Annotated in this window: 21 protein-coding genes and 2 pseudogenes; 8 read left to right on the forward strand and 15 right to left on the reverse strand. The window is 54.5% G+C overall.

Annotated features, from left to right (window positions below):
- Window positions 1-1056 (forward strand): replication initiator protein A (locus tag J2D75_RS13445; RefSeq protein WP_207855328.1); only part of this gene is annotated, 1056 nt, incomplete at its 5' end.
- A 39-nt stretch (window positions 1057-1095) separates the two neighbouring features.
- Here J2D75_RS13445 and J2D75_RS13450 read toward each other — a convergent pair.
- From J2D75_RS13450 to J2D75_RS13495, 10 genes are all read right to left on the reverse strand, one after another.
- Window positions 1096-1353, reverse strand: coding sequence for a ribbon-helix-helix domain-containing protein (locus J2D75_RS13450; RefSeq protein WP_010505208.1), 258 nt, complete (start codon window positions 1351-1353; stop codon window positions 1096-1098).
- Between the two features lie 27 nt (window positions 1354-1380).
- A complete protein-coding gene (gene parA, locus J2D75_RS13455) occupies window positions 1381-2040 on the reverse strand; it encodes a ParA family partition ATPase (RefSeq protein ID WP_141354454.1) in 660 nt (219 codons plus the stop codon).
- A gap of 181 nt (window positions 2041-2221) precedes the next feature.
- Window positions 2222-2818 (reverse strand): recombinase family protein, encoded by a 597-nt coding sequence (locus tag J2D75_RS13460; protein ID WP_035382374.1) that lies wholly within the window; start codon window positions 2816-2818, stop codon window positions 2222-2224.
- 190 nt (window positions 2819-3008) lie between these two features.
- A complete protein-coding gene (locus tag J2D75_RS14665; protein ID WP_062021131.1) occupies window positions 3009-3836 on the reverse strand; it encodes a DUF3883 domain-containing protein in 828 nt (275 codons plus the stop codon).
- A complete protein-coding gene (locus tag J2D75_RS13470; protein ID WP_207855329.1) occupies window positions 3836-5740 on the reverse strand; it encodes an SNF2-related protein in 1905 nt (634 codons plus the stop codon). Before J2D75_RS13470 ends, J2D75_RS14665 begins: the two co-directional genes overlap by 1 nt.
- Before the next feature lie 3 nt (window positions 5741-5743).
- The gene (locus tag J2D75_RS13475) at window positions 5744-7066 is read right to left on the reverse strand and encodes a hypothetical protein (protein WP_207855330.1); all 1323 of its coding nucleotides are present in this window, start codon (window positions 7064-7066) and stop codon (window positions 5744-5746) included.
- Window positions 7067-7079: 13 nt separating this feature from the next.
- Window positions 7080-7541, reverse strand: coding sequence for a restriction endonuclease (locus J2D75_RS13480; RefSeq protein ID WP_062021120.1), 462 nt, complete (start codon window positions 7539-7541; stop codon window positions 7080-7082).
- Entirely contained in the window at window positions 7541-8416 is an 876-nt protein-coding gene (locus tag J2D75_RS13485; protein ID WP_062021137.1) for a DNA-methyltransferase, read from the reverse strand. Before J2D75_RS13485 ends, J2D75_RS13480 begins: the two co-directional genes overlap by 1 nt.
- Window positions 8417-8589: 173 nt before the next feature.
- Complete coding sequence (locus tag J2D75_RS13490; RefSeq protein WP_207855331.1) at window positions 8590-9723, reverse strand: hypothetical protein; 1134 nt, start codon at window positions 9721-9723, stop codon at window positions 8590-8592.
- Between the two features lie 478 nt (window positions 9724-10201).
- The gene (locus J2D75_RS13495; protein WP_062021114.1) at window positions 10202-10402 is read right to left on the reverse strand and encodes a hypothetical protein; all 201 of its coding nucleotides are present in this window, start codon (window positions 10400-10402) and stop codon (window positions 10202-10204) included.
- 98 nt (window positions 10403-10500) lie between these two features.
- On the opposite strand from J2D75_RS13495, the gene J2D75_RS13500 reads away from it, so the two are divergent.
- On the forward strand, window positions 10501-10719 hold the full coding sequence (locus J2D75_RS13500; RefSeq protein WP_061928844.1) for a helix-turn-helix domain-containing protein: 219 nt from the start codon (window positions 10501-10503) through the stop codon (window positions 10717-10719).
- An 87-nt stretch (window positions 10720-10806) separates the two neighbouring features.
- On the forward strand, window positions 10807-11166 hold the full coding sequence (locus J2D75_RS13505; protein WP_207855332.1) for a hypothetical protein: 360 nt from the start codon (window positions 10807-10809) through the stop codon (window positions 11164-11166).
- A gap of 50 nt (window positions 11167-11216) precedes the next feature.
- On the opposite strand, the gene J2D75_RS13510 is transcribed toward J2D75_RS13505, so the two are convergent.
- The 5 genes and pseudogenes from J2D75_RS13510 to J2D75_RS14725 all read right to left on the reverse strand — a co-directional run.
- On the reverse strand, window positions 11217-11603 hold the full coding sequence (locus J2D75_RS13510) for a type II toxin-antitoxin system VapC family toxin (RefSeq protein ID WP_207855333.1): 387 nt from the start codon (window positions 11601-11603) through the stop codon (window positions 11217-11219).
- Window positions 11600-11845 carry a type II toxin-antitoxin system Phd/YefM family antitoxin gene (locus tag J2D75_RS13515; protein ID WP_207855334.1) on the reverse strand — a complete coding sequence of 82 codons (246 nt, stop codon included), beginning with the start codon at window positions 11843-11845 and terminating at the stop codon, window positions 11600-11602. The genes J2D75_RS13510 and J2D75_RS13515 overlap by 4 nt, the downstream gene beginning before the upstream one ends.
- A 125-nt stretch (window positions 11846-11970) precedes the next feature.
- Window positions 11971-12366: a type II toxin-antitoxin system death-on-curing family toxin gene (locus J2D75_RS13520; protein WP_207855335.1), complete on the reverse strand. Its 396-nt coding sequence runs from the start codon at window positions 12364-12366 to the stop codon at window positions 11971-11973.
- The gene (locus J2D75_RS13525; protein WP_019088712.1) at window positions 12363-12590 is read right to left on the reverse strand and encodes an AbrB/MazE/SpoVT family DNA-binding domain-containing protein; all 228 of its coding nucleotides are present in this window, start codon (window positions 12588-12590) and stop codon (window positions 12363-12365) included. The genes J2D75_RS13520 and J2D75_RS13525 overlap by 4 nt, the downstream gene beginning before the upstream one ends.
- Before the next feature lie 65 nt (window positions 12591-12655).
- Window positions 12656-12721 (reverse strand): annotated as a pseudogene (locus tag J2D75_RS14725) (DUF2442 domain-containing protein); the annotation flags it as partial.
- Between the two features lie 308 nt (window positions 12722-13029).
- Between J2D75_RS14725 and J2D75_RS13530 the strand changes: the two are divergent.
- From J2D75_RS13530 to J2D75_RS13550, 5 genes and pseudogenes are all read left to right on the forward strand, one after another.
- On the forward strand, window positions 13030-13608 hold the full coding sequence (locus tag J2D75_RS13530) for a TetR/AcrR family transcriptional regulator (protein WP_040133494.1): 579 nt from the start codon (window positions 13030-13032) through the stop codon (window positions 13606-13608).
- Window positions 13609-13662: 54 nt separating this feature from the next.
- A complete protein-coding gene (locus tag J2D75_RS13535) occupies window positions 13663-14433 on the forward strand; it encodes an MBL fold metallo-hydrolase (protein WP_040133497.1) in 771 nt (256 codons plus the stop codon).
- 11 nt (window positions 14434-14444) lie between these two features.
- Window positions 14445-14846: an ester cyclase gene (locus J2D75_RS13540; protein WP_040133499.1), complete on the forward strand. Its 402-nt coding sequence runs from the start codon at window positions 14445-14447 to the stop codon at window positions 14844-14846.
- A gap of 270 nt (window positions 14847-15116) precedes the next feature.
- The gene (locus tag J2D75_RS13545) at window positions 15117-15701 is read left to right on the forward strand and encodes a recombinase family protein (RefSeq protein WP_040133501.1); all 585 of its coding nucleotides are present in this window, start codon (window positions 15117-15119) and stop codon (window positions 15699-15701) included.
- A 4-nt stretch (window positions 15702-15705) separates the two neighbouring features.
- Window positions 15706-18238: pseudogene (locus J2D75_RS13550) on the forward strand (Tn3 family transposase).
- Window positions 18239-19010: the final 772 nt, after the last annotated feature.

Raw genomic sequence — 19010 nt, forward strand, 5'->3', positions numbered from 1 at the left:
ATGGTATCTGAAACCCCGAATCTGCCTGTTGTCCATGAGGCCCTCCTGCCGGAGCGTCATCCGCAGCATGACTTATTCATCTGCGACGTGGCAGATGCCGTGCTTAAGGACGTGATGCCGCAAATGGAGCATCCGTTCTATTCCCTGTCGAAAAAACCCGAGACTTCCGTTCGTCGCTATGAACATAACGGGCAATGGCTGGAAATCACGCCAAGCGTGAAGGGCCTTGCTACAATCTACGATAAGGATATTCTGATTTACTGTATTTCGCAGATCATGGCGAAACTAAAGGCCGGGGAGAAAGTATCGCAACGGGTGCGGATCAGCAGCCGTGACTTACTCATCTTCACCAATCGCGGAACGGCAGGTAAGGACTACAAAGCCCTTATCGAAGCCCTCGACCGCCTTGAAGGCACACGTATCCGCACTAACATTGTCACAGGCGACGAAGAACAGGTGGACGGTTTTGGCCTGATCGACGCTTCATCCATCCGCCGCAAACTTGGCCTCGACGGTCGCCTATTGCATTGCGAGATCAAGCTGTCGGATTGGGTCTTTAACGCAATTAAGAGCAATGATGTTCTGACACTGCATCGTGATTATTTCCGGCTACGCAAACCGCTGGAACGACGCGTTTATGAACTCGCCCGCAAACATTGCGGTCAGCAAGCGGTATGGAAAGCCTCTCTTGAGATCCTACTGAAAAAATCAGGCTCTCAAAGCCCAGAAAAATTATTCCGACAGATGATAAAGAACCTCGCTGCAAGCGATCATCTACCGGATTACCGTGTCGAATTCGATCCTCAGAAAGACATGGTAACATTCATCAATCGCGGCACAATGAAAGCTGCCGAGCCAGTAGCCGAGGCTTGGATGGGTGCGCTCGATCCTGATATTTACGGGGACGCTCGGAACATCGCGCCAGGGTGGGATGTGCATCATCTCGAAAGAGAATGGCGCATGTGGCTGGGTGATAACGAGATCGCTCCGAAGAACCCTGAGCGGCATTTCATCAAATTCTGCGAGACGTGGTTTGCTAAGCGTGGTCAACCCTGATTGTACAAATATACAAGCATAGTCTATCTAAATAGATAGTCAGCGCTCTCCAAAAGGATGACGACCGTGCTTACGCATCAAGTCATCAATGGCCTCCCCGATCAAACCCTGAATAGTTGTATCGGTATCAAGCGCAAGTTGATGTAATCCCTTACTAACTGCTGGGGAAAAATACCCCACCACAGCCCGCTTACCTTCTCTTGGATTGCGTGGGCGGGCTTTCTCTACCACCGTCTGCGCTGCCGGTTCCACAACCGATGGCGCGACCGTTTTTTTGAGACCAGCAAACCGACTCATGCCGTATATCCTTAACTTAGAAAAGTGCTAACGTGATTTTGTGTCATCTTGTTTGTGTGATGGCATGTTAACTTGATCACATACCCAATTCCACAACAGTGCTATATCAGCAGCAGCCTTGCTTTCCGGCTCTGCTTCCTGCGCGGTCCGACCGGAACCAACGCTGTGATGAAAAACTGCACGCTCGGGCAAAACAACAGGAGCAACAGGGATACCAAACTGCGCCACAACCTCGGCCGCCTCCTTATAAACTTGGGGCGCACGAGGAGGACCCGCAGTAAAAATCACGAAGGCAGGCTTGCCGCTGGCTCGCACAAGCTCCGCCGTTGTTCTAACAGCGTCCATATCGAAAGCACGTGGTCTGCATGGAATTAACAAGAAATCAGCGACACGACACGCCTCACGCGCCATAATATCGGCATGTGGTGGGGTATCTATTATCGATAGTTCTGCGCCCAGTTCGGACGCTTGTTCTAGCTTTCTTGATAACAAGGCGTGAGCCGCACAATCCACTACATCAGGCTCGACATCTCCCCGCCACGCTTTCCATGAACTTGCAGTCGCCTGCGGATCGGTATCGAGGATCAGAGAAACGTATCCAGCGGCACTGGCACTAGTAGCCAAGTGTAGGGCAAGCGTCGTCTTCCCAGCGCCTCCCTTCTGACTAATGATCGCGATTGTTTTCATGCCACCATGTTTCCGTGTTAACACATTAACTAATTACCATGTTATTTTGATAACTCAATATCTCCCTCAAAAAACCCGCCGATTTAATCGAACCAAACATTTCTCATGCCTCAGATCGATGCCGTTAGCACCTATGGAATGCGATCATGTTTTTGTGTTAACATATAAACATGATGACGTGTTATCTTTCCCTTTGCACAATGGCAGCGACAGTGTTCTTGCTGATTCCCAGATCGCGGGCGATCCACCGATAACTCCGCTTTTCAGCCACCAGCGCCAGAACCTTCGGAGCCAGACGGTCAGACTTCGGCCGCTCTCCTTTCTGTCGGCCGAGAACCTTCCCGCGCGCCCTGGCAGCGGCCAGACCAGACTTCACCCGCTCGCTGATCAGATCCCGTTCGAACTCCGCAATCCCGGCTAGAACTGTCGCCAGCATCCGTCCATGCGGCGTCGCCAGGTCAAACGTCATCCCCGTTATGGCGATCAGGGAAACACGATAGCTCTCCAGCTCCTGAAGCGTGGAGATGAGATCAATGGTCGAGCGCCCCCAGCGGGACAGCTCCGTCACCAGAATGGCGTCAATTTCACGGGCCTGGGCCAAGGCCATGACCTTTCGACGCTCGGCTCGATCCACCCGGACGCCAGATCCTGTCTCCATAAAGATGCCAGACACTTCATAGCCCGCGCGTTCGGCAAACCGCTTCAGCTCGTCTTTCTGGCGCACGCATGACTGATCAGCCGTGGAAACCCGGCAGTAGATGACCGCGCGCTGTCCCATTTGAACCCTCCCGGAAAAACCACCATGTAGCCCTTGATACACCGTGGCTCCGGCTTGTCCCAATTAGACTATAATTTTATTGGGACATATTTTAGACGTAACATTGATGGCGGTACCAAAGCAGCGCAATACCAATGGGGAGAAGACGGATACCTGAAATATTTCCTATCTGATAACGCACAATGATCTTTCAACATGATGTAGAAAGATGATCGCTATCGAACTTGATTTCGACACTTTCCCAAGTTCCCAGACCGTTATCAACGGGAATATGCCGCCTGATTTCCTCGACAGAGAGAATTTTCAGCAAACCTGCTGGCAAACTCCATAAATGGAATTGGAAGGCGGCACCGAACTGATCGGCAGTCTTCCACTCATTTCGAGATAGTATCATTCGCGGCGTATCCGACAGCGTCGTCTTTACCTCTATCAGCCTGCTCACTTCATTTTCGCCATGTACGGCGTAGGAAAGGATATCATATCCCACAGTGTTGTCGTCGAGCGCCACCCAAACTGGGTCTCGCGCGATACCCTCCTGCCTCAGACGTTCAGTTTCGTATGTGAGAGATAAACGCTCACCGACTCTACCTTGTGCGAGAAGCCTAGCATCACGTTCGCCACGGTAAGCAGCTGCCAAAGCATCCCACCAGTCAGTTACTCGTGCCCCTGTACCCAGCAGACCTGCTGCTCGGAGGCACTGCATACCGTTAACACTGATCGCTTGAAGCACATGACTTCGACCTGCCGGTGCAAGACGTGCCCAGAGAGGCCGTCGCTCTGCGATTATCCCATTGATCGCACTGGTAAAAAATATTTCTTCTGTCATTAAACTGATTGAAGGTATCTTGCCTTCAATCACAATACCAGCTTCAAAGTCATGCGGATAGAAATCAGCTCTAATAGCTTTAACCATAACTACAATTTCGACTGCGCTGAGATTAGGTTTTTTCTCTCTAAAAGACCGAATAAGATAGGCCGCTTCGAAGGCACTCATCGAGAGAAGGCGTTCTTCGTCCACTATCCCCCCTCATTTTCATCGAAGTGAGCACGCCCTTCCAACTCTTCGACGAGATCGACAATATCCTGAAGGTCCACGTCATATTCTATAGGCTCCTCCGCGTTTTCTTCATCGACTGCAATCTGGTGCAGATCGCGGTCATCTAGGAGGTGTTGCATAGCCCTGACTTTTGTTGCCAAACGACGACTGACAGAATGATCAATACATCCCAAACCCTGTGGTGCACGTGTCTGAAAAATATGGACGTTGGTCACAATATCCGAGCTCAATCCGAGACGGTGAATGCGGTCAATCGACTGTAGAAAGTGCGTGCTGACGTAACTACGATCGAGATAGAGAGCTTCATGACAAACAGTGTGTAAGCTTATGCCCTCACCAGCAGCAGCGGGGTTCGCGATCATTACCATGCAATCGCCGTCATTGTGAAAGCGTCGTAGGCGTCCTTCTCGGGTTTCGGGATCAGATGCGTCTCCGGAAGGAATGGCTCCATACAAGGTAACCGGATTGAGGTCCGCTAGCATGAGCCGCATCTGCTCAATCGTATCGGTAAAAATAGTCCAGATGACTGATTTGCGTCCATTTAGAGCGAGTTCGCGCGCTTTGGCTGCAACAGCAAGCATCTTCGGCGAAGGACCATCTTCTACAACTTGGTCAACTAGGCCGGAATTAATTCCAGCAATGTCAGCGGTAATCCCACGAAGGGCTAATAGGGGATTGGTGGAAAGCTGAAGTAAACGCATCACAGACTTCCGAGCTCCAGCAAAATCGATAACACCGGACCTGATATTACTAAGCTGGCGCAGAGATTCGCTGCGGACGAGACCGTATAAAGCTAGCTGGCCACGCCCCATACTCACCTGATGGAAATGCGTGTAACGTGGAGGAAGTCCCAACTCCTCCTTAGTAGTCCGGACATAGAGGCTACTAATTACCTCCCGGGGCGGTGTGCCTCGGCTTATTTCCAAACCTAACCCCTGCCCAGGCCAAAGGAAGTTAAGCTGGGAGATCAGGTCGGATGGCGCCTGAGGCATAGGCGTCCCACTCAACACATCACGCCGAATAGGTAGCGGCGCTAAACTAAGTAGCAAGGCGCCCCTCTGCGAAGCTTCGCCAGCCTTCATGCGGTGCGACTCATCAACAATTAGATGAACAGCCTGACGCGCAAGGTAGGCACTGATCACAGTAGGGTGCTGAATTAGAAGGTCGTAGTTTATGACAAACCGACGACGACCCGATGACAAAGCAGCTTCGATCGCATGGCCGCTGCCACTCAGGACGTGGAACCCTTCCGTATCCAGACTAGCAGTATCCATGGTGTCAGCAACAATATCGCTCCACGCTGGGAAAGCGGCCTTGGGACAAACGACCAGGACATGTTGTCCGGGCTGATTAGTAAGAAGATGCAGAGCAAAAGCCACGGTCGTTTTACCCGCACCGGGGACAGAAAAATTCGCTCCATTCTGAAGGGCAAGAAGATGCCGGATATCCCGCATCTGAAACCATTTTAGCTCTCGCTTAAAGCCAGCGGCATGCAGTCTGCTTCTTACCTCCTCCTCCGAAACTGTAAGTGTTAAGCTGCCTTGCGCCTCCTGAACCTTTCGCCGAGCCTCGGCAAAAGCCTCAATCTTAACCTTTGCCTCTACCTCTGGTCGGAATCGGTAATTAAAAATACGCTGCGTATCTCGGGTTCCAAAGTCACGCAATATATCGAGCAAGGCAACCCAACCCAACTCGATCCTTGTCTCGGTAATACGGGCATCAGCAGCACTCTGGGAAGCAGCCTGCTTGAGCCGCTCCCATATCGTATTCGTCGTAGGAACATCGATTAGGAGGACGCCGCGCCGGTTCTCTTCATTATATTGGACCACAATAGCCAAGCGTCCTTGAGCGGCATCTCCATCCATGGATTATTCCGTTATGGCTTGGGTTTCCGAACGCTGTCGTTCGAGAAATCCACGCAAGCCCTCAACATGGGCCTGTACAGCGTCCAGTTGTTTCCCGATCGCGTTTAAACTGCCTGCGTCCGCCCGAGTCATATCCACTTCAGCTAGCTTACCATTCGCTTGCTGAATCAAGTTTAACGGCATTTGCCCGTCACGCCTATCACGTTCGATCTCAATGATGTCTTCACAAACATCTATGAGCTCTACGGCAACTTCATCACGACGTGTTGGATCATCGAGAAGGGAAATCAACGGCCTGAATGTCGGACCTGTCTCACCTCCGAGATCGATGGAAAAGTCATCATCTTCCTCCATATCATCTGAACCACTATCATCCAGTTCAACAGAAAAACGTTCTGCAAGCTTGGCAGCCACCTCGTCAGACTTTTTGCCAAACATCGGCTTGAAATCGTAAACGCGTCGCTTCAGGGTCCGGCGACGATCAGCAAGCAGCCACGCAATGCGACGACTAACTTCCTGCCCCTCTCCTGTTTTAGATTTCACGTTTTCGGCGATGTCAAAGAAGAGCTGTTTAGCGTCGTCAATCGCTTCATAATCATTAGGACGACTCTGCCACTCAGCGAGATAAAGGTCGGCCTCAGTCAAGGCGTTAATTGAATCTTCAATTTCGATCTTTTTTTTATTCATTAAGGCCATGAGCTCTTTCATCGTCAGGCCACTATCCCGTAGTTCCCTTACGGCAATACACTCATTAATCCAGTCATAATCTAACTCTGTGCGCTGTTTCATCTGCAAGCGCACCTCGACTTCAACAATCTCTTTTTCCGTCGCCGTTGCAGGAAGGACTTGGCATTTTACAGTCGAAAATTCGCGATAAAGATTAGAGTCCTCGTCGTAGAGACTACGCATCGCCGCAAGGCGGCGATTACCGTTCACTACCACACCTCGCCTAGTGATGAGAATTGGTTGACGCTGCCGCTCACCCTTGAGCACGTCAATAATAGGCGTGATTGAACCCTTCCTTCCCTCATTGGCAAATTTTAGCAGGAATTCATGCTGCCGCTGCTGCGCGGCTTCGTTTTCTTCACCGATAGAGAAATAGTCAGCAGGCTTACCTTCGCGACGAATATAAGCCTGCTGGGCCGTACGGGTCCGAAAATTGGCCATCCGATAAATCGGAATACCTATCGGAGCATGGACGATGGGAAGATCATGCGCTCGGCTCTGATATTCATAAAATGGCTCTGTTTTATTTGAATTCGCCGCCAATTCGGCGATTACCACTTCCCGAACGTGAGCTGGCTCTATCTTTACGCTATATGCCACGCGGATCCCCCTCTTATTCAAATCCGATCAGGAAGATCGGCACTGTGATCGTTCTATCGAAAAGCCGTAGCTCACTCATGATACGCTCAAAGCTGGCTATATTACTGCCAATACGGTTGGCCGCTAGCTTCGTAGGCAGAGCTAACGCCGCCGCCTCAATGCGGCGGATACTCCAAAGATACTGAAGCTTTAGAAGATCGTAAGGCGCCCGGCTCGCATTACCCGTCTGCAAATGAAAAGAGAGATCGTCTTTTACGCCAAAGACTGTTAGGTCGAAGCTTTGATCAATCTTTACATCAAAAGGCCACCCCTCAGCTGCAAGCTCTGATTTTACATGATCTCGAATTGCCGTAGTCGAACCAGGGCCAACTGCAAGATCTGGCTTTTGAAAGACATCCGTGAGCCATTCATCGAGTTCTCTCTGGGCCCACTGATCGCGGCCGTTGTGATGAGAATAGGCTTCAGCAAATTGCATCAATTTTCTCGCACAGGAGGCTCATATATTGGCTTGTTCATTGGCCGCGTCCTTAAAGTGCCAGTCTCAAGCTGCATAATACGGTCAAGAGCGATATTCACGTATTCTTCAGTGATATCACAGCCATAGGCATTTCTCCCATTTTTCAAAGCCGCAATCGCGCTGGAACCAACACCAAGATATGGATCCAAGACGTTGTCACCGGGATTAGTCAACCCAAGTACCAATCGTTCTACCAATCCAACAGGAAACTGACATGGATGATCTGTTTTCTCGACATGATTGGACTTTACGTTTGGTATATCCCATACATCAGAAGGATTTTTTCCCAATGGATTTCCAGAAAACTGCCCTTTATTCGGTCCTTTAAAATGCTTCTTCCCTGGATATTTCGAAGGAATTCGAACTGGATCTAAATTGAACGTATAATCCCCGTCTTTCGTAAACCACAGTATAGTCTCATGACGGCCTGAAAAACGCTTTTGGCAATGCAAGCCATGCCCAAACGTCCAAACAATCCGGTTTCGCAGACGAAGACCATGATCCTTGAATATACGGTAAAGAATAACATCGAGTGGAAATACTTCTCCATCATCAACGTGATTTCCAACCTGCCAGCAAATAGACCCTTTCGGATGCAACAATCTTACTGCTTCAGCAATAGTCGCTGCTTGATTTTCTATGTAAATATCCAGAGAGGTTCTTTTTTCATAAGGCTTCCCAATATTGTACGGAGGTGATGTAACAATAAGATGCATGCTAGCTTTTTTTTGCGCCCGCATAAAATCAAGGTTGTCTTTGCATTCTATAACCGAGACTGTCGGCTTCTTGAACGCCACAACATTGCTTTTTCTAAGTGTGTTTTGAAGCGCCATTACCATTAGTTCCGTATCAACATGAGCCATCAGCCCCTTGGAATACCTACTACAATCCAGAATTTTCAGCAAATTATCGTGCCATCATATCGCACTTAATTTAACTTAAAAATAATACTGAAGATATATTAGGAATTATACATCAATGTCATGAAGTAAATTATTATCTTATATCAATAAATCTCATTCCTTCTTGGCTTCTTACGATGAACAACATTCGTCCCGCTTCCAGGAAAGCCCCCTGCCCGCCTTTCCTCCCAGGTCAGACGTCGTTCTTTCCCTGTCTCACTCTTATTCTCTTTTGCCTGACCAAGAACCGGAACAGCCTGAATGGCTCCTGCCGTGCCTTTCGTCGTAGGCACGATCTTGATCTGGAGAGCACGCCTGACCCGTTCACGAAACGCTGGTAACGGAATATCGAACGCCGCCCCATACCGGTCCAAGAGCCAAAGCCGAATGGACTCATACGACCAGCGTTCCGCGATAAATGTCCGGATGTGCTCCTCTTCCCGGATCAGCAGCACCCGACAGGCATCCCGCCCACGGGGTATTATAGGTAAGCCTTTCTGACAATCTCCGTTCACAACGGGCATTATTTTCCCCTCAGGTATCCCCTGTTCCGAAATAGCAGACTCTTTCTCGAAAGGAGCTTTCCCCACAAGCAACCGCTGCACGACCTGCGCTGCAGGAATGATCTCATCAGACCGGAAGCGCACGTAACCCGGGCGTGCCGGTGGTTCCCAGGACTTTGCCTTCCGCCTGATCCGCCCCCAGTCATCTTTTGCAAAACGATGCAGTTCAAAAACCTGCTGCCGCACCCCCTTGAACCCTGGAAGTCGCACCAGACGCGCCATGACAGCCTTGATGGCATCGTCATCCCGTGTGGTCCGGATCGCGGCCTGTATCTCTTCCTGCCACGCCTGTACACGCTCCCGGGTCATCCGCCAGGACCAGGACACTTTCCCATTCGGGGTCGGAAGCTGCACCAGCTCGAACTCCGTTCCCCAGCACAGCCGACCTTTTCTCTCTGAAACCTTCCGGCGTCCATGCTCCTGCTGAAAGGCCGCATTCTCGCCCTCGGTAAACAGAAGCCACCATAGGAAACGCGTCGTTCCCTGTTCAGGATAGGCAAAGAAACGCACACCGGCCGCGCCCTGCCTACGCTGACGGCACCGCTGCCAGCGGGACAGTCCCGTGTCATAACGCTCTGCAAATTTCTCTTGGAGCGCCAGAAATTTCTCGGCCGCGACAACCCCGGAGACATGCCAGACATATCCACGGGCCACGGCACTCTGAAGGGCCTGCATAACGGATGTCTTGTGCACCGGGATATGCATCTCTCACCTTCACTCAATCCCAGAAACCGCAGTTTCCAGTGGCATCTCGAAAACTCACGAAAACGGTCGGATATGTTCGATAAAACATGATAACTCACGGTTCCGCAACATCATATAAATTAGAAACTCCCGATAAAAATGAGCTTCGCAACTTTATAATAGGAAGTTCCTCAATGCGAATGAGGGAAACGTGCCTTCCGCACATCTGACTTGACCCGGGGCCAGAGAAATTTTCATACTGGAAAACGGATGGAGAGATGCCTCGCGAAAAAGACAATCTCCCCACCCTTAGCCTACAGACGACTACTCAGCGGGTGACTTCAGAGCGGCCCCAACCGCTTGCCCCAAGGCTCAGGACATCCCCTAGTGTCCTGAGCCTCTACGCTTTTTCCTCAGAGACACAGCAAACAGCCTGCCAGAACAGGCAGGAGAGAGGAAAAGCTCTCTGTTATGGACGTTCGTGCCAGGGAACCGTGCGTTTTTCCCCAAGATCCTGAGGATCGACTTCGATACCGGCCTTAAGCATGGCCCGCATCAGCACCTCTTTCTGGGTTGTGTCCCGAAGAGCGGCTGTCCGGCTCAATGCCCGGATGGTTGTCTCCGTGACTTTCACATTGAGATTGACGGTTTTCTGGCGTGGCTGCGGCATGGATGTCTTCCTGGCAGGAGAGAGGAAATGCGAGGGAATGAATGATTACATATTATAGTTGATAAACTTATAGTGTGTAAGTCGTCACGGTCCCATGCATGGACATGAAACGACTTGTCGGGAAGAATTTTGCCCGCCTGAGGCAGGAGAAAGGGCTGACCCAGGAGCAGGTGGAAGAACGCTCCGGGTTCAGCCAGCAGTATCTGAGCGGTCTGGAGCGCGGTCACCGCAACCCAACAGTCGTGACGCTGTATGAACTGGCGCAGGCGCTTGAAACGACGCCTGTAGAGTTCCTGAAGCCGTTCAGCCTCGACTGAACATTCCTGCCGGAAAGCAAACGTGAGAAACTGCGCGCGTTGATGGAGACCCGCAGGCTGCTCTGGATCTGAACAGGAGACATCATCATGAAACAACTGTCGCCGATTTTCATGGCCCTGACGCTCCTTCTTTTACCGGCTTCAGGCTTTGCCCGGACCACAGGAGACTGGCTGCCTCAGTCTGGGGTTAAATCGCCCTATAGTCCTCTGGCCGTTCCAACAACGCTGAAGCCAGTCCCGGACTCTCTGGCGAGCCTGTTGAACAAAGACTATCGAATTACGACTACAGCGGATTATGGCGGCTCAGGAGCCCTTTTCACCCTGACCCGGCAGAAGCAGACCGTGCTCTGCGTTCTGACGGCCCCGACGCCGGGAACAGATCAGAATGTCCCGACATCACGCTGCTGGTCGCTGAGTGAACCCACGTTAGAGGACGTGAAAAAGTAACGGATGACGAGGTAGGCTGAGAAACATCTGCAAGAGATGTAAGACATCCTTCAGACGGCTTCGATCGGACCAGGATAAGCCTTTACCAGCGGATCATGGGTCAGCAGAAGCACTCCTTCCACCATGGCCTGAGCTACCAGGATACGGTCAAAAGGGTCCCGATGCACATCTGGCAGTTGTCCCACCGCTAGGGCATGCTGGCTGGTGATCGGTAACTCCTCATAACCGTTTTCGATCAGACCGCGTCGCAGCAGGTGAGGATCGACCTGGAAGTCTGCCCGTCCCAGCCCGGTCTTAATGGTGATCTCCCAGAGACTGGCCGCACTGAAGACCAGATCATTGCCCGGATCGTCCATCAATGCTCTCGCCCGTGCTGACAGCTTATCTGGCTCTCCGGCCGCCCAAAGCAGCAGATGGGTATCCAGAAGGAGCTTCATGCCGGACCGTTGAACAGAGACACAATGTCGTCCTGCCCCATGCGATCAAAATCTTCGGGCACCCGGATTTTTCCAGCCAGAAACCCCAGACGGCGTTGCTGTTGTTCTTCAGGAGCCGTAATCGGACTGACCCGCACTATCGGTCGGCCAGCTTTGGCAATGATGAAGCTTTCCCCTTTCATGGCCGCGTCAATCAGCCGGGACAGATGGGTCTTGGCTTCGTGGATGTTGACCGTGCGCATGGCGAAAACCTCCTGAGTTTACTCAAAAAGACTTAGTCATATTAGTCTGGTCCATCAAGGCAAATGTCGCCAGGACCGCCTCAGGAAACAAAAAAAAGCACACTCATCGCGTTCCTCGCCTACTGTCATACCTTTTCGGATGCGACATTGGCGGTCAGGAATGCCGCATAGCCCAGTTCGTCCATCTGACCTGCTGCCAGCGCGAGAACCGCATTTGCTGCATCTTCCTGGGCTGCCGTGAAACGATAGCCGTTGAGTTCCAGAAACAGCACACCGAGCACAAAGCCCGTGCGCTTGTTCCCATCGATGAAGGGATGGTTTTTGACGATACCCGCCGTATAGACGGCCGCCAGATGCACTGGATCCAGCGGATCCGCATAGGCCGCATGCTGCTGTGGCCGGGCAAGCGCGGATTTCAGAAGACCTGCATCCCGTACGCCGGAAGCGCCACCATGCAGCCCCAACAGCCGGTCATGCAGGATCAGGGCATCCCGTTCGTCTATCCAGACAAAGGTTGTCATTGCGCCAGAACATGCAGCGTATCACGGTAGCGCCGCATAATATCCTCAGCCTTTGTCATTTTGGTTTCGAAGTCAGGATCATAGGGTACGAGCCGATAGCCGCCGTCTGGTGCTTCGGTCAGATACAGGGGCGCACCGTCCTGGGTGTTCAGCCGTGAAATCACTTCCTTGGGCAGCACGACCCCGAGTGAGTTCCCGAATTTTCGTACTTTCAGCTCGACCATGGTGAATCTCCTCAATGTTATTACCAATGTAATAACTATTTCCGGTTTCAGCAACCATCATGCTTATCGGCATCAAGGCGAGGCCAGTGAAGGCCATTACCCAATGGGGTGATCTTGGCCAGATCATTTAGGGGGCGTCACATAAAAGGGGCACAGATATACGCTAAGGCTTGAAGGCGTCGGAAAACACCTGTTTGCCGCGCAAGACCGCAAATGACCTGCTCTGCGATAAAGCCGTTGGTCGCGACCGTGACCCTAAGTGTCAGGTTTCGTTTTAACCACGTTTTCAGACCGTTCGAGCCTAGCCTAACAACGAGCGAGCCAGGTCAATAATCGAAATTTCGTAACTGACTGAAACATAGCGGAATATTTTTCTGGACTAAACGGTCCTAAATGACTATACACCCTCCCACAGCATGCCATTGCAGGGATAACGATCGTGGCCAGGCCGCAAGAGTTCGACAAGCAGCAGGTCTTGAACAAAGCCATGAAGCTCTTCTGGCAGAAGGGTTTCGTGGCGACCTCGCTCAGCGATCTGTTGGCTGCGACCGGGCTGAGCAAGAGCAGTCTCTATGCGACGTTCGGCAGCAAGCACGAGCTCATGCTGTCCGCCTTCGACAACTATCGGGCCGAGCGGGAGGCAGAAATGCGGCGCGTGACCGGTGACGGCAATGCCCGCGCGGGCATTCTGGCCTTTTTCGAGAAGATCGTCGAGGATGCCCGGGCGGAGGGGTTCGAAGGGTGCATGAGCATCAACGAGGCCGTCGAACTCGCCCCGCATGACCCCGAGGTGCGGGAGCGGGTGCGGCAGGACTTCGCGACCATCGAAACCATTCTGGCCACCGCGATTGCCCGCGGTCAGACGGACGGCTCGGTCGCGACCCGGCGGCCGCCCAACGAACTCGCGCGGCTGCTGACCATCCTCTTCCCCGGGATGCAGGTGATGGCGCGCTCGTTCGCCGACGGCGATTTCCTGCGGACCGCAATCAGGCAGATCGAAATCCTGCTCGATAGCTGAGCCCCCTTTTTTTGATCATTTTGGACCAATTGGTCCTCAACAAGGAGACGTAAAATGCAAGTCAGACAGATCCGGAACGCCACGCTGCGCATCGATTACGGCGGCCAGCGCTTCCTCATCGATCCCTATCTCGCGGCGAAAGATACCTATCCGGGCTTCGAGGGCACGATGAACAGCCACATCCGCAATCCGCGGGTCGAACTCGCCACGCCGATGAGCGAGATTCTCGATGTCGATGCAGTCATCGTCACTCATAGCCATCCCGATCACTGGGACGAGGCTGCGGTCGCTCTCGTGCCCAAGCACCTGCCGCTCTTCGCGCGGGACGAGGCGGACGCCGAACTGTTCCGCAGCCAAGGCTTCGCGGACGTCCGCAACCTGGCCGACGAACCCGGCTTCAAGAACGTCAGCCTGACCCGCACCGCCGGCCAGCACGGATCGGACGCGACCATGGCCGCCGCCGGGGAAGTGCTCGGCGAGGTCTGCGGCGTGCTGTTCACGGCCGAAGGCGAGAAGACGCTCTACCTTGCCGGCGACACCGTCTGGAACGCGTCGGTCGAGGAGGTCCTGGCCGACGCGCGGCCCGACATCATCATCCTCAATGCCGGCGACGCGCAGATTCCGGGGCTCGATCCGATCATCATGGGCAAGGAAGACGTGAAGCGCGCCCATGATGCCGCGCCCTTCGCGACCGTGATCGCGAGCCATCTCGAGGCCGTCAACCACGCCGTGCTGACGCGCGCCGAGCTCAATGCCTTCGTCGCGGAGCACGATCTTGCCGACCGCGTGCTCGTGCCGGCCGACGGCGAAGCCTATTCATTCTGAAAGGACAGATTATGACCACCGAAGCAAACAAGGCCGTCGTCCAGGCATTCTACGACGCGATCAACCGCCGGGAATTCGACCTTCTCGCGCAATATTGCCACTCCGACCTCAAGTTCTACCATCAGATGGACACGCCTCATCACGGGGTCGAAGGGTTCGTGGCGTCGGAGAAGCAGAATTTCGACGCCTTCGACGACTGGACCATGCCCATTGTCGAATTGATCGCCGAAGGCGACAAGGTCGCCGCCTATCTCGTCTTCCAAGGCATTCACAGCGGACTGCATCAAGGAGTCCCGGCGACCGGGAAGAAGCTTCGCTTTTCGTTGCTGATGTTGCTGACTCTGAAGGACGGCAAGATCATCGAAAAGCGGGCGCACTTCGACCGCATGGATATTCGCAACCAGCTTGCCTGAACGGACGCCGATGCAGCGGGACGTCCTGCTGCATCGGTCCTGCCGCATTCATGGGCTGAACTGGCGGATGGCCGATTTCACATTCGTACACGCCCAGGGAACCTCCTATTTTTGTCGGGAGCTGCCTAGCCACCCTGGCGGAAATCACATGTTTGTCGACAGGCGGCGGCGCGAACAGACTGCAACCCGATGACGATGGCCGATTATGCACGACAAACCCTGTCGCTTTGATCTAGTGTGCGACAACATCAATTTAGAGGTTTGTCGCACATGCTCATCGGGTACATGCGTGTCTCATCGGTCGACGATCGCCAGTCTGTCGACCTGCAGCGCGATGCTCTCATCGCCGCCGGCGTCGATGAGCGCCATCTCTTTTCCGACAAAGCATCGGGCGCCCGGGACGATCGCCCCGGGTTGAAGGCTTGCCTGGAATACCTGAAGCATGGCGACACGCTGATCGTTTGGAAGCTCGACCGCCTCGGGCGATCCCTGGCCAACCTTCTGACGATCATTACCGACCTGAAAGACCGGGGCGTGGCGTTCCGATCACTTACGGAGCAGATGGACACGTCGACGCCCCATGGAGAATTGCTGTTTTCGTTTTTCGGCGCGCTTGCTCAATATGAACGCGCGCTCACGCGCGAACGGGTGATGGCGGGTTTGGCCGCAGCTCGGCGGCGCGGTCGGCACGGGGGGCGTCCACCTAGCATCGACGCGGAAACGATCGAGCAGATCACGGATGCACTCAATGCTGGTGCAAGCAAGGCGTCAGTGTGCCGGTCCTTTAAGGTGCCCCGATCTACCCTCATCGGCACGCTCGATCGGATTGGCTGGACGGGGCCAGCCAAGGCCTGAGCAGATGCCCCGCCGTTCTGTCCTGACCGAGGCGCAACATGCCGAGTTGTTCGCCTTGCCCGAAAACGAAGCCGACCTGGTGCGGTATTGGACGCTCGGTGCCGACGATCTGCGCGCCATCACAAGCCGAAGGCGTCCCCACAACCGTCTCGGTTTTGCACTTCAGCTCTGCGCTTTGCGATATCCCGGCCGGCTGCTGAAGCCCGGCGAATTCATTCCCGATGCTCCTCTCAGGTTCGTCGGGGATCAGCTCGGCATCGCGCCGGACCTACTTGCAGGCTATGCCACGCGCGGCCCCACCCGGTACGAGCAACTCGACACGCTGCGCGAGGTATTCGGTTACCGCGCAACATCTTTCCGTCCTGAACCCGATCCGTCGTCGGGCTGTTCTGGTCGCCACCGTCATCGAAATGCAGGTGGCCCTGACCGACGATGCCGTGGTAATGTTCGAACGACTGATCGGACAGATGTTCCGGCGCGCCGAACGCCGGGAAGAGGCGGCGTTGAAACGCGACAAGCGCACCATCAACGGCAAAATCCGCCTGCTGGCCCGCCTCGGAACCGCGATCATCGACGCAAGGGCAAACGGCTCGGATCCTTTCGGCGCCATTGCAGAGATAATCGGGTGGGATGACCTCGGCTCCGAAATCGCGGAGGCTAGGCAACTTGTGCGTCCCGATCCGCTCGATCCTGTCGAGCTTGCGCGATCCAACCTTCCGATCCTCCGTCAGATCGGTCCGGCCTTTGTCGCCAGCTTCACCTTCGGCGCAGTTCCTGCCTGCTCGGGCCTTGCTCGTGCCATCGCTACGATGCGCGATCTGGGCAGTGGGCGGCTGCGCAAATTGCCCGTGGGTGTCCCGCTCGGCTTCGTGCGCCCCGCCTGGCGTCGGCGGATCGACCGAGCCGGTCTTGACCGTCGCATCTTCGAATTCTGTGTTCTTACCGAATTGCGAGACCGGCTGCGCGCCGGCGACATGTGGGTCGAGGGCAGCCGGCGATATAGAGCGGTTGAGCAGCAGCTTATTTCCGCGCCTGTGTTCGCTGCCATGCGGGCGGCGGGGCCACTGCCCATCCCGGTCGCCGAAACCGCCGCGACTTGGCTAGCGGAACGCAAGGCCCTGCTCACCCAGAGACTGGCCGAGGTCGATGCAAAGGCAGCGGCCGATGCACTCGAAGATGTACGTCTCTCGGGCGGCAAGCTGCGGATATCGCCGCTTCGGGCCGTCACGCCAGACGAAGCTGAAATGGCCCTTGCGCCCTTGTATAGCCATCTGCCGACTATCCGCATTACTGACCTGTTGGCGGAGGTTGACCGCTGGACCGGTTTTTCGAAATGCTTCACCCATCTCACAACCGGCCGAATGCACGATGATCCCCGTGCCGTCCTGACCGCAGTGCTTGCCGATGCCACCAATCTTGGGCACGCCCGCATGGCCGAGGCCTGCGATCTGGTGAGCCAGCGCCAACTCGGTTGGCTTGCAGCCTGGCATTTGCGCGAAGATAGCTACGGCGCTGCCTTGGCGATGTTGGTCGATGCCCAGCATCGCCTGCCACTTTCAAACGCGTTCGGCGCCGGCAATGCGTCGAGTTCCGATGGCCAAAATTTTCCGCTCGATCGCCGCGCCCAGGCGACCGGTGCCGTCAATCCGCACAAGGGCAGCGAACCATCAGTTTCCTTCTACACCCATGTTTCGGATCGCTATGCGCCATTTCACGCCAAGGTGATTTCCGCCGGCGCGAGTGAGGCTGCGCACGTCCTTGACGGCCTGTTGCATCACGGTGCCGAACTGGCGATCGAACGTCATCACACCGACGGCGGCGGCGTGTCCGATCACGTTTTCGCGCTGTGCCATCTGCTGGGCTTTCAGTTCGCACCGCGGATTCCGAACATCGCCGCGCGGCGGCTCCATCTCTTTCGTGATGCGCGGCCCGGTCCGGCCATCGCCCCGCTGGCCGCGCAAGCCATCGATGAGCAGCTTATTGCCAGTCACTGGGAAGATATTGTCCGCCTTGCGACGTCGATCCGGACCGGCGTCACGAGTGCGTCCACGATGCTCGAGCGCCTCGGCTCCTATCCGCGCGCCAACGGTCTGGCCCTGGCGCTGCGCGAGGTCGGTCGGGTCGAACGGACGCTTTTCACCCTCGATTGGATCGAAAAGCCGGAAGAACGGCGCCGCGCCACACGTGAGCTGAACAAGGGCGAGGCGCAGAACGCCCTCAAGCGGGCGATCTTCTTTCACCGCACCGGCCGGATTCGCGACCATGGGATTCAGGCCCAGGGACACCGGGCAAGCGCCCTCAATCTGGTCGCCGGAGCCATTGTCCTGTGGAACACGACCTACATGGAGGCGGTACTGCGCCATCTGGAGCGACATGGGAAACAAATCCCGCCCGACTTGCTCCAGCACTTGTCGCCGCTGGGTTGGCAGCACATCAATCTTACGGGCGACTACCTCTGGACGGACGCCAGCACAACGGGCGGAACGCTGCGGCCGCTGCGCCAAAAGATCGGCGTTTCCGATGCCCAAAATGCTTAGCGTATATCTGTGCCCGTTTTATGTGACGTCCCCATTTAGAGAAGCGTTCTGGAAGGCCGTGCAGAGCCCACTACCCGTTACAGACCTATAAACAGCCACGACACCTGATAACGTCTGTACGGCCTTCCAGTGGCGTCGGGCGGGCATGTTGCGACACGTGAGCTGCTGAATGATCGTCTGAACTCTGCTGTGTCTTGAGCAGATTACGGTTTTGCCTAGTTCTTCTGATGTTACAGGCGTCGGGCGAGCGCGGAGCGGGAGCCCCGTAGGGCGCCAAAGGCGCCGACGCGGGTGAGGAAGGTGCTGGTAGAGAGACGATGCGGGAACGTATTGTCAAATTATGATTTCGCGCTGTAGGCGTGTCTGTTTAGCGCAGCCCTGAAAGGGCGAGCAGGGGGATGCCGGGTGGGAGATCGCGCTGTGCGCGATCGGGGCGGCGGTAGGCCGCGAGCCGGCGGGGGCGTAGCCCCCAAGAGGCGGTGTTTGGGTTGAATTTGATTGGAAATTTTTGAGGTTTGTGAGTTATCCACAGATCAGATGGTTAGAGGAGGTGTTAAATAGGTGTTAGATTCTGTGTTAAGCGATTCTAACATCCATTTAACACATTGATATAAAAACTGAATTTCTGGGTTTTTCTTCGGTTTGGTATTTAAAACCCCGAATCTCGGTATTTAAAACCCCGAATCTCGGTATTTAAAACCCCGAATCTCGGTTTCGGTATTTAAAACCCCGAATCACTTGACGCAGGTATGTAAAACCCCGAACTTTAGGC

It is taken from the genome of Acetobacter suratthaniensis, assembly GCF_017377745.1.
Taxonomy (GTDB): Bacteria; Pseudomonadota; Alphaproteobacteria; order Acetobacterales; family Acetobacteraceae; genus Acetobacter; species Acetobacter suratthaniensis.

What these genes read in the sequence shown, in the direction of transcription:
- J2D75_RS13450 (WP_010505208.1), bottom strand. Translation starts at nt 1,353, where the DNA reads ATGAGTCGGTTTGCTGGTCTCAAAAAAACGGTCGCGCCATCGGTTGTG.
- parA (WP_141354454.1), bottom strand. Translation starts at nt 2,040, where the DNA reads ATGAAAACAATCGCGATCATTAGTCAGAAGGGAGGCGCTGGGAAGACG.
- J2D75_RS13460 (WP_035382374.1), bottom strand. Translation starts at nt 2,818, where the DNA reads ATGGGACAGCGCGCGGTCATCTACTGCCGGGTTTCCACGGCTGATCAG.
- J2D75_RS13470 (WP_207855329.1), bottom strand. Translation starts at nt 5,740, where the DNA reads ATGGATGGAGATGCCGCTCAAGGACGCTTGGCTATTGTGGTCCAATAT.
- J2D75_RS13480 (WP_062021120.1), bottom strand. Translation starts at nt 7,541, where the DNA reads ATGCAATTTGCTGAAGCCTATTCTCATCACAACGGCCGCGATCAGTGG.
- J2D75_RS13485 (WP_062021137.1), bottom strand. Translation starts at nt 8,416, where the DNA reads ATGGCGCTTCAAAACACACTTAGAAAAAGCAATGTTGTGGCGTTCAAG.
- J2D75_RS13490 (WP_207855331.1), bottom strand. Translation starts at nt 9,723, where the DNA reads ATGCAGGCCCTTCAGAGTGCCGTGGCCCGTGGATATGTCTGGCATGTC.
- J2D75_RS13495 (WP_062021114.1), bottom strand. Translation starts at nt 10,402, where the DNA reads ATGCCGCAGCCACGCCAGAAAACCGTCAATCTCAATGTGAAAGTCACG.
- J2D75_RS13500 (WP_061928844.1), top strand. Translation starts at nt 10,501, where the DNA reads ATGGACATGAAACGACTTGTCGGGAAGAATTTTGCCCGCCTGAGGCAG.
- J2D75_RS13505 (WP_207855332.1), top strand. Translation starts at nt 10,807, where the DNA reads ATGAAACAACTGTCGCCGATTTTCATGGCCCTGACGCTCCTTCTTTTA.
- J2D75_RS13510 (WP_207855333.1), bottom strand. Translation starts at nt 11,603, where the DNA reads ATGAAGCTCCTTCTGGATACCCATCTGCTGCTTTGGGCGGCCGGAGAG.
- J2D75_RS13515 (WP_207855334.1), bottom strand. Translation starts at nt 11,845, where the DNA reads ATGCGCACGGTCAACATCCACGAAGCCAAGACCCATCTGTCCCGGCTG.
- J2D75_RS13520 (WP_207855335.1), bottom strand. Translation starts at nt 12,366, where the DNA reads ATGACAACCTTTGTCTGGATAGACGAACGGGATGCCCTGATCCTGCAT.
- J2D75_RS13525 (WP_019088712.1), bottom strand. Translation starts at nt 12,590, where the DNA reads ATGGTCGAGCTGAAAGTACGAAAATTCGGGAACTCACTCGGGGTCGTG.
- J2D75_RS13535 (WP_040133497.1), top strand. Translation starts at nt 13,663, where the DNA reads ATGCAAGTCAGACAGATCCGGAACGCCACGCTGCGCATCGATTACGGC.
- J2D75_RS13540 (WP_040133499.1), top strand. Translation starts at nt 14,445, where the DNA reads ATGACCACCGAAGCAAACAAGGCCGTCGTCCAGGCATTCTACGACGCG.
- J2D75_RS13545 (WP_040133501.1), top strand. Translation starts at nt 15,117, where the DNA reads ATGCTCATCGGGTACATGCGTGTCTCATCGGTCGACGATCGCCAGTCT.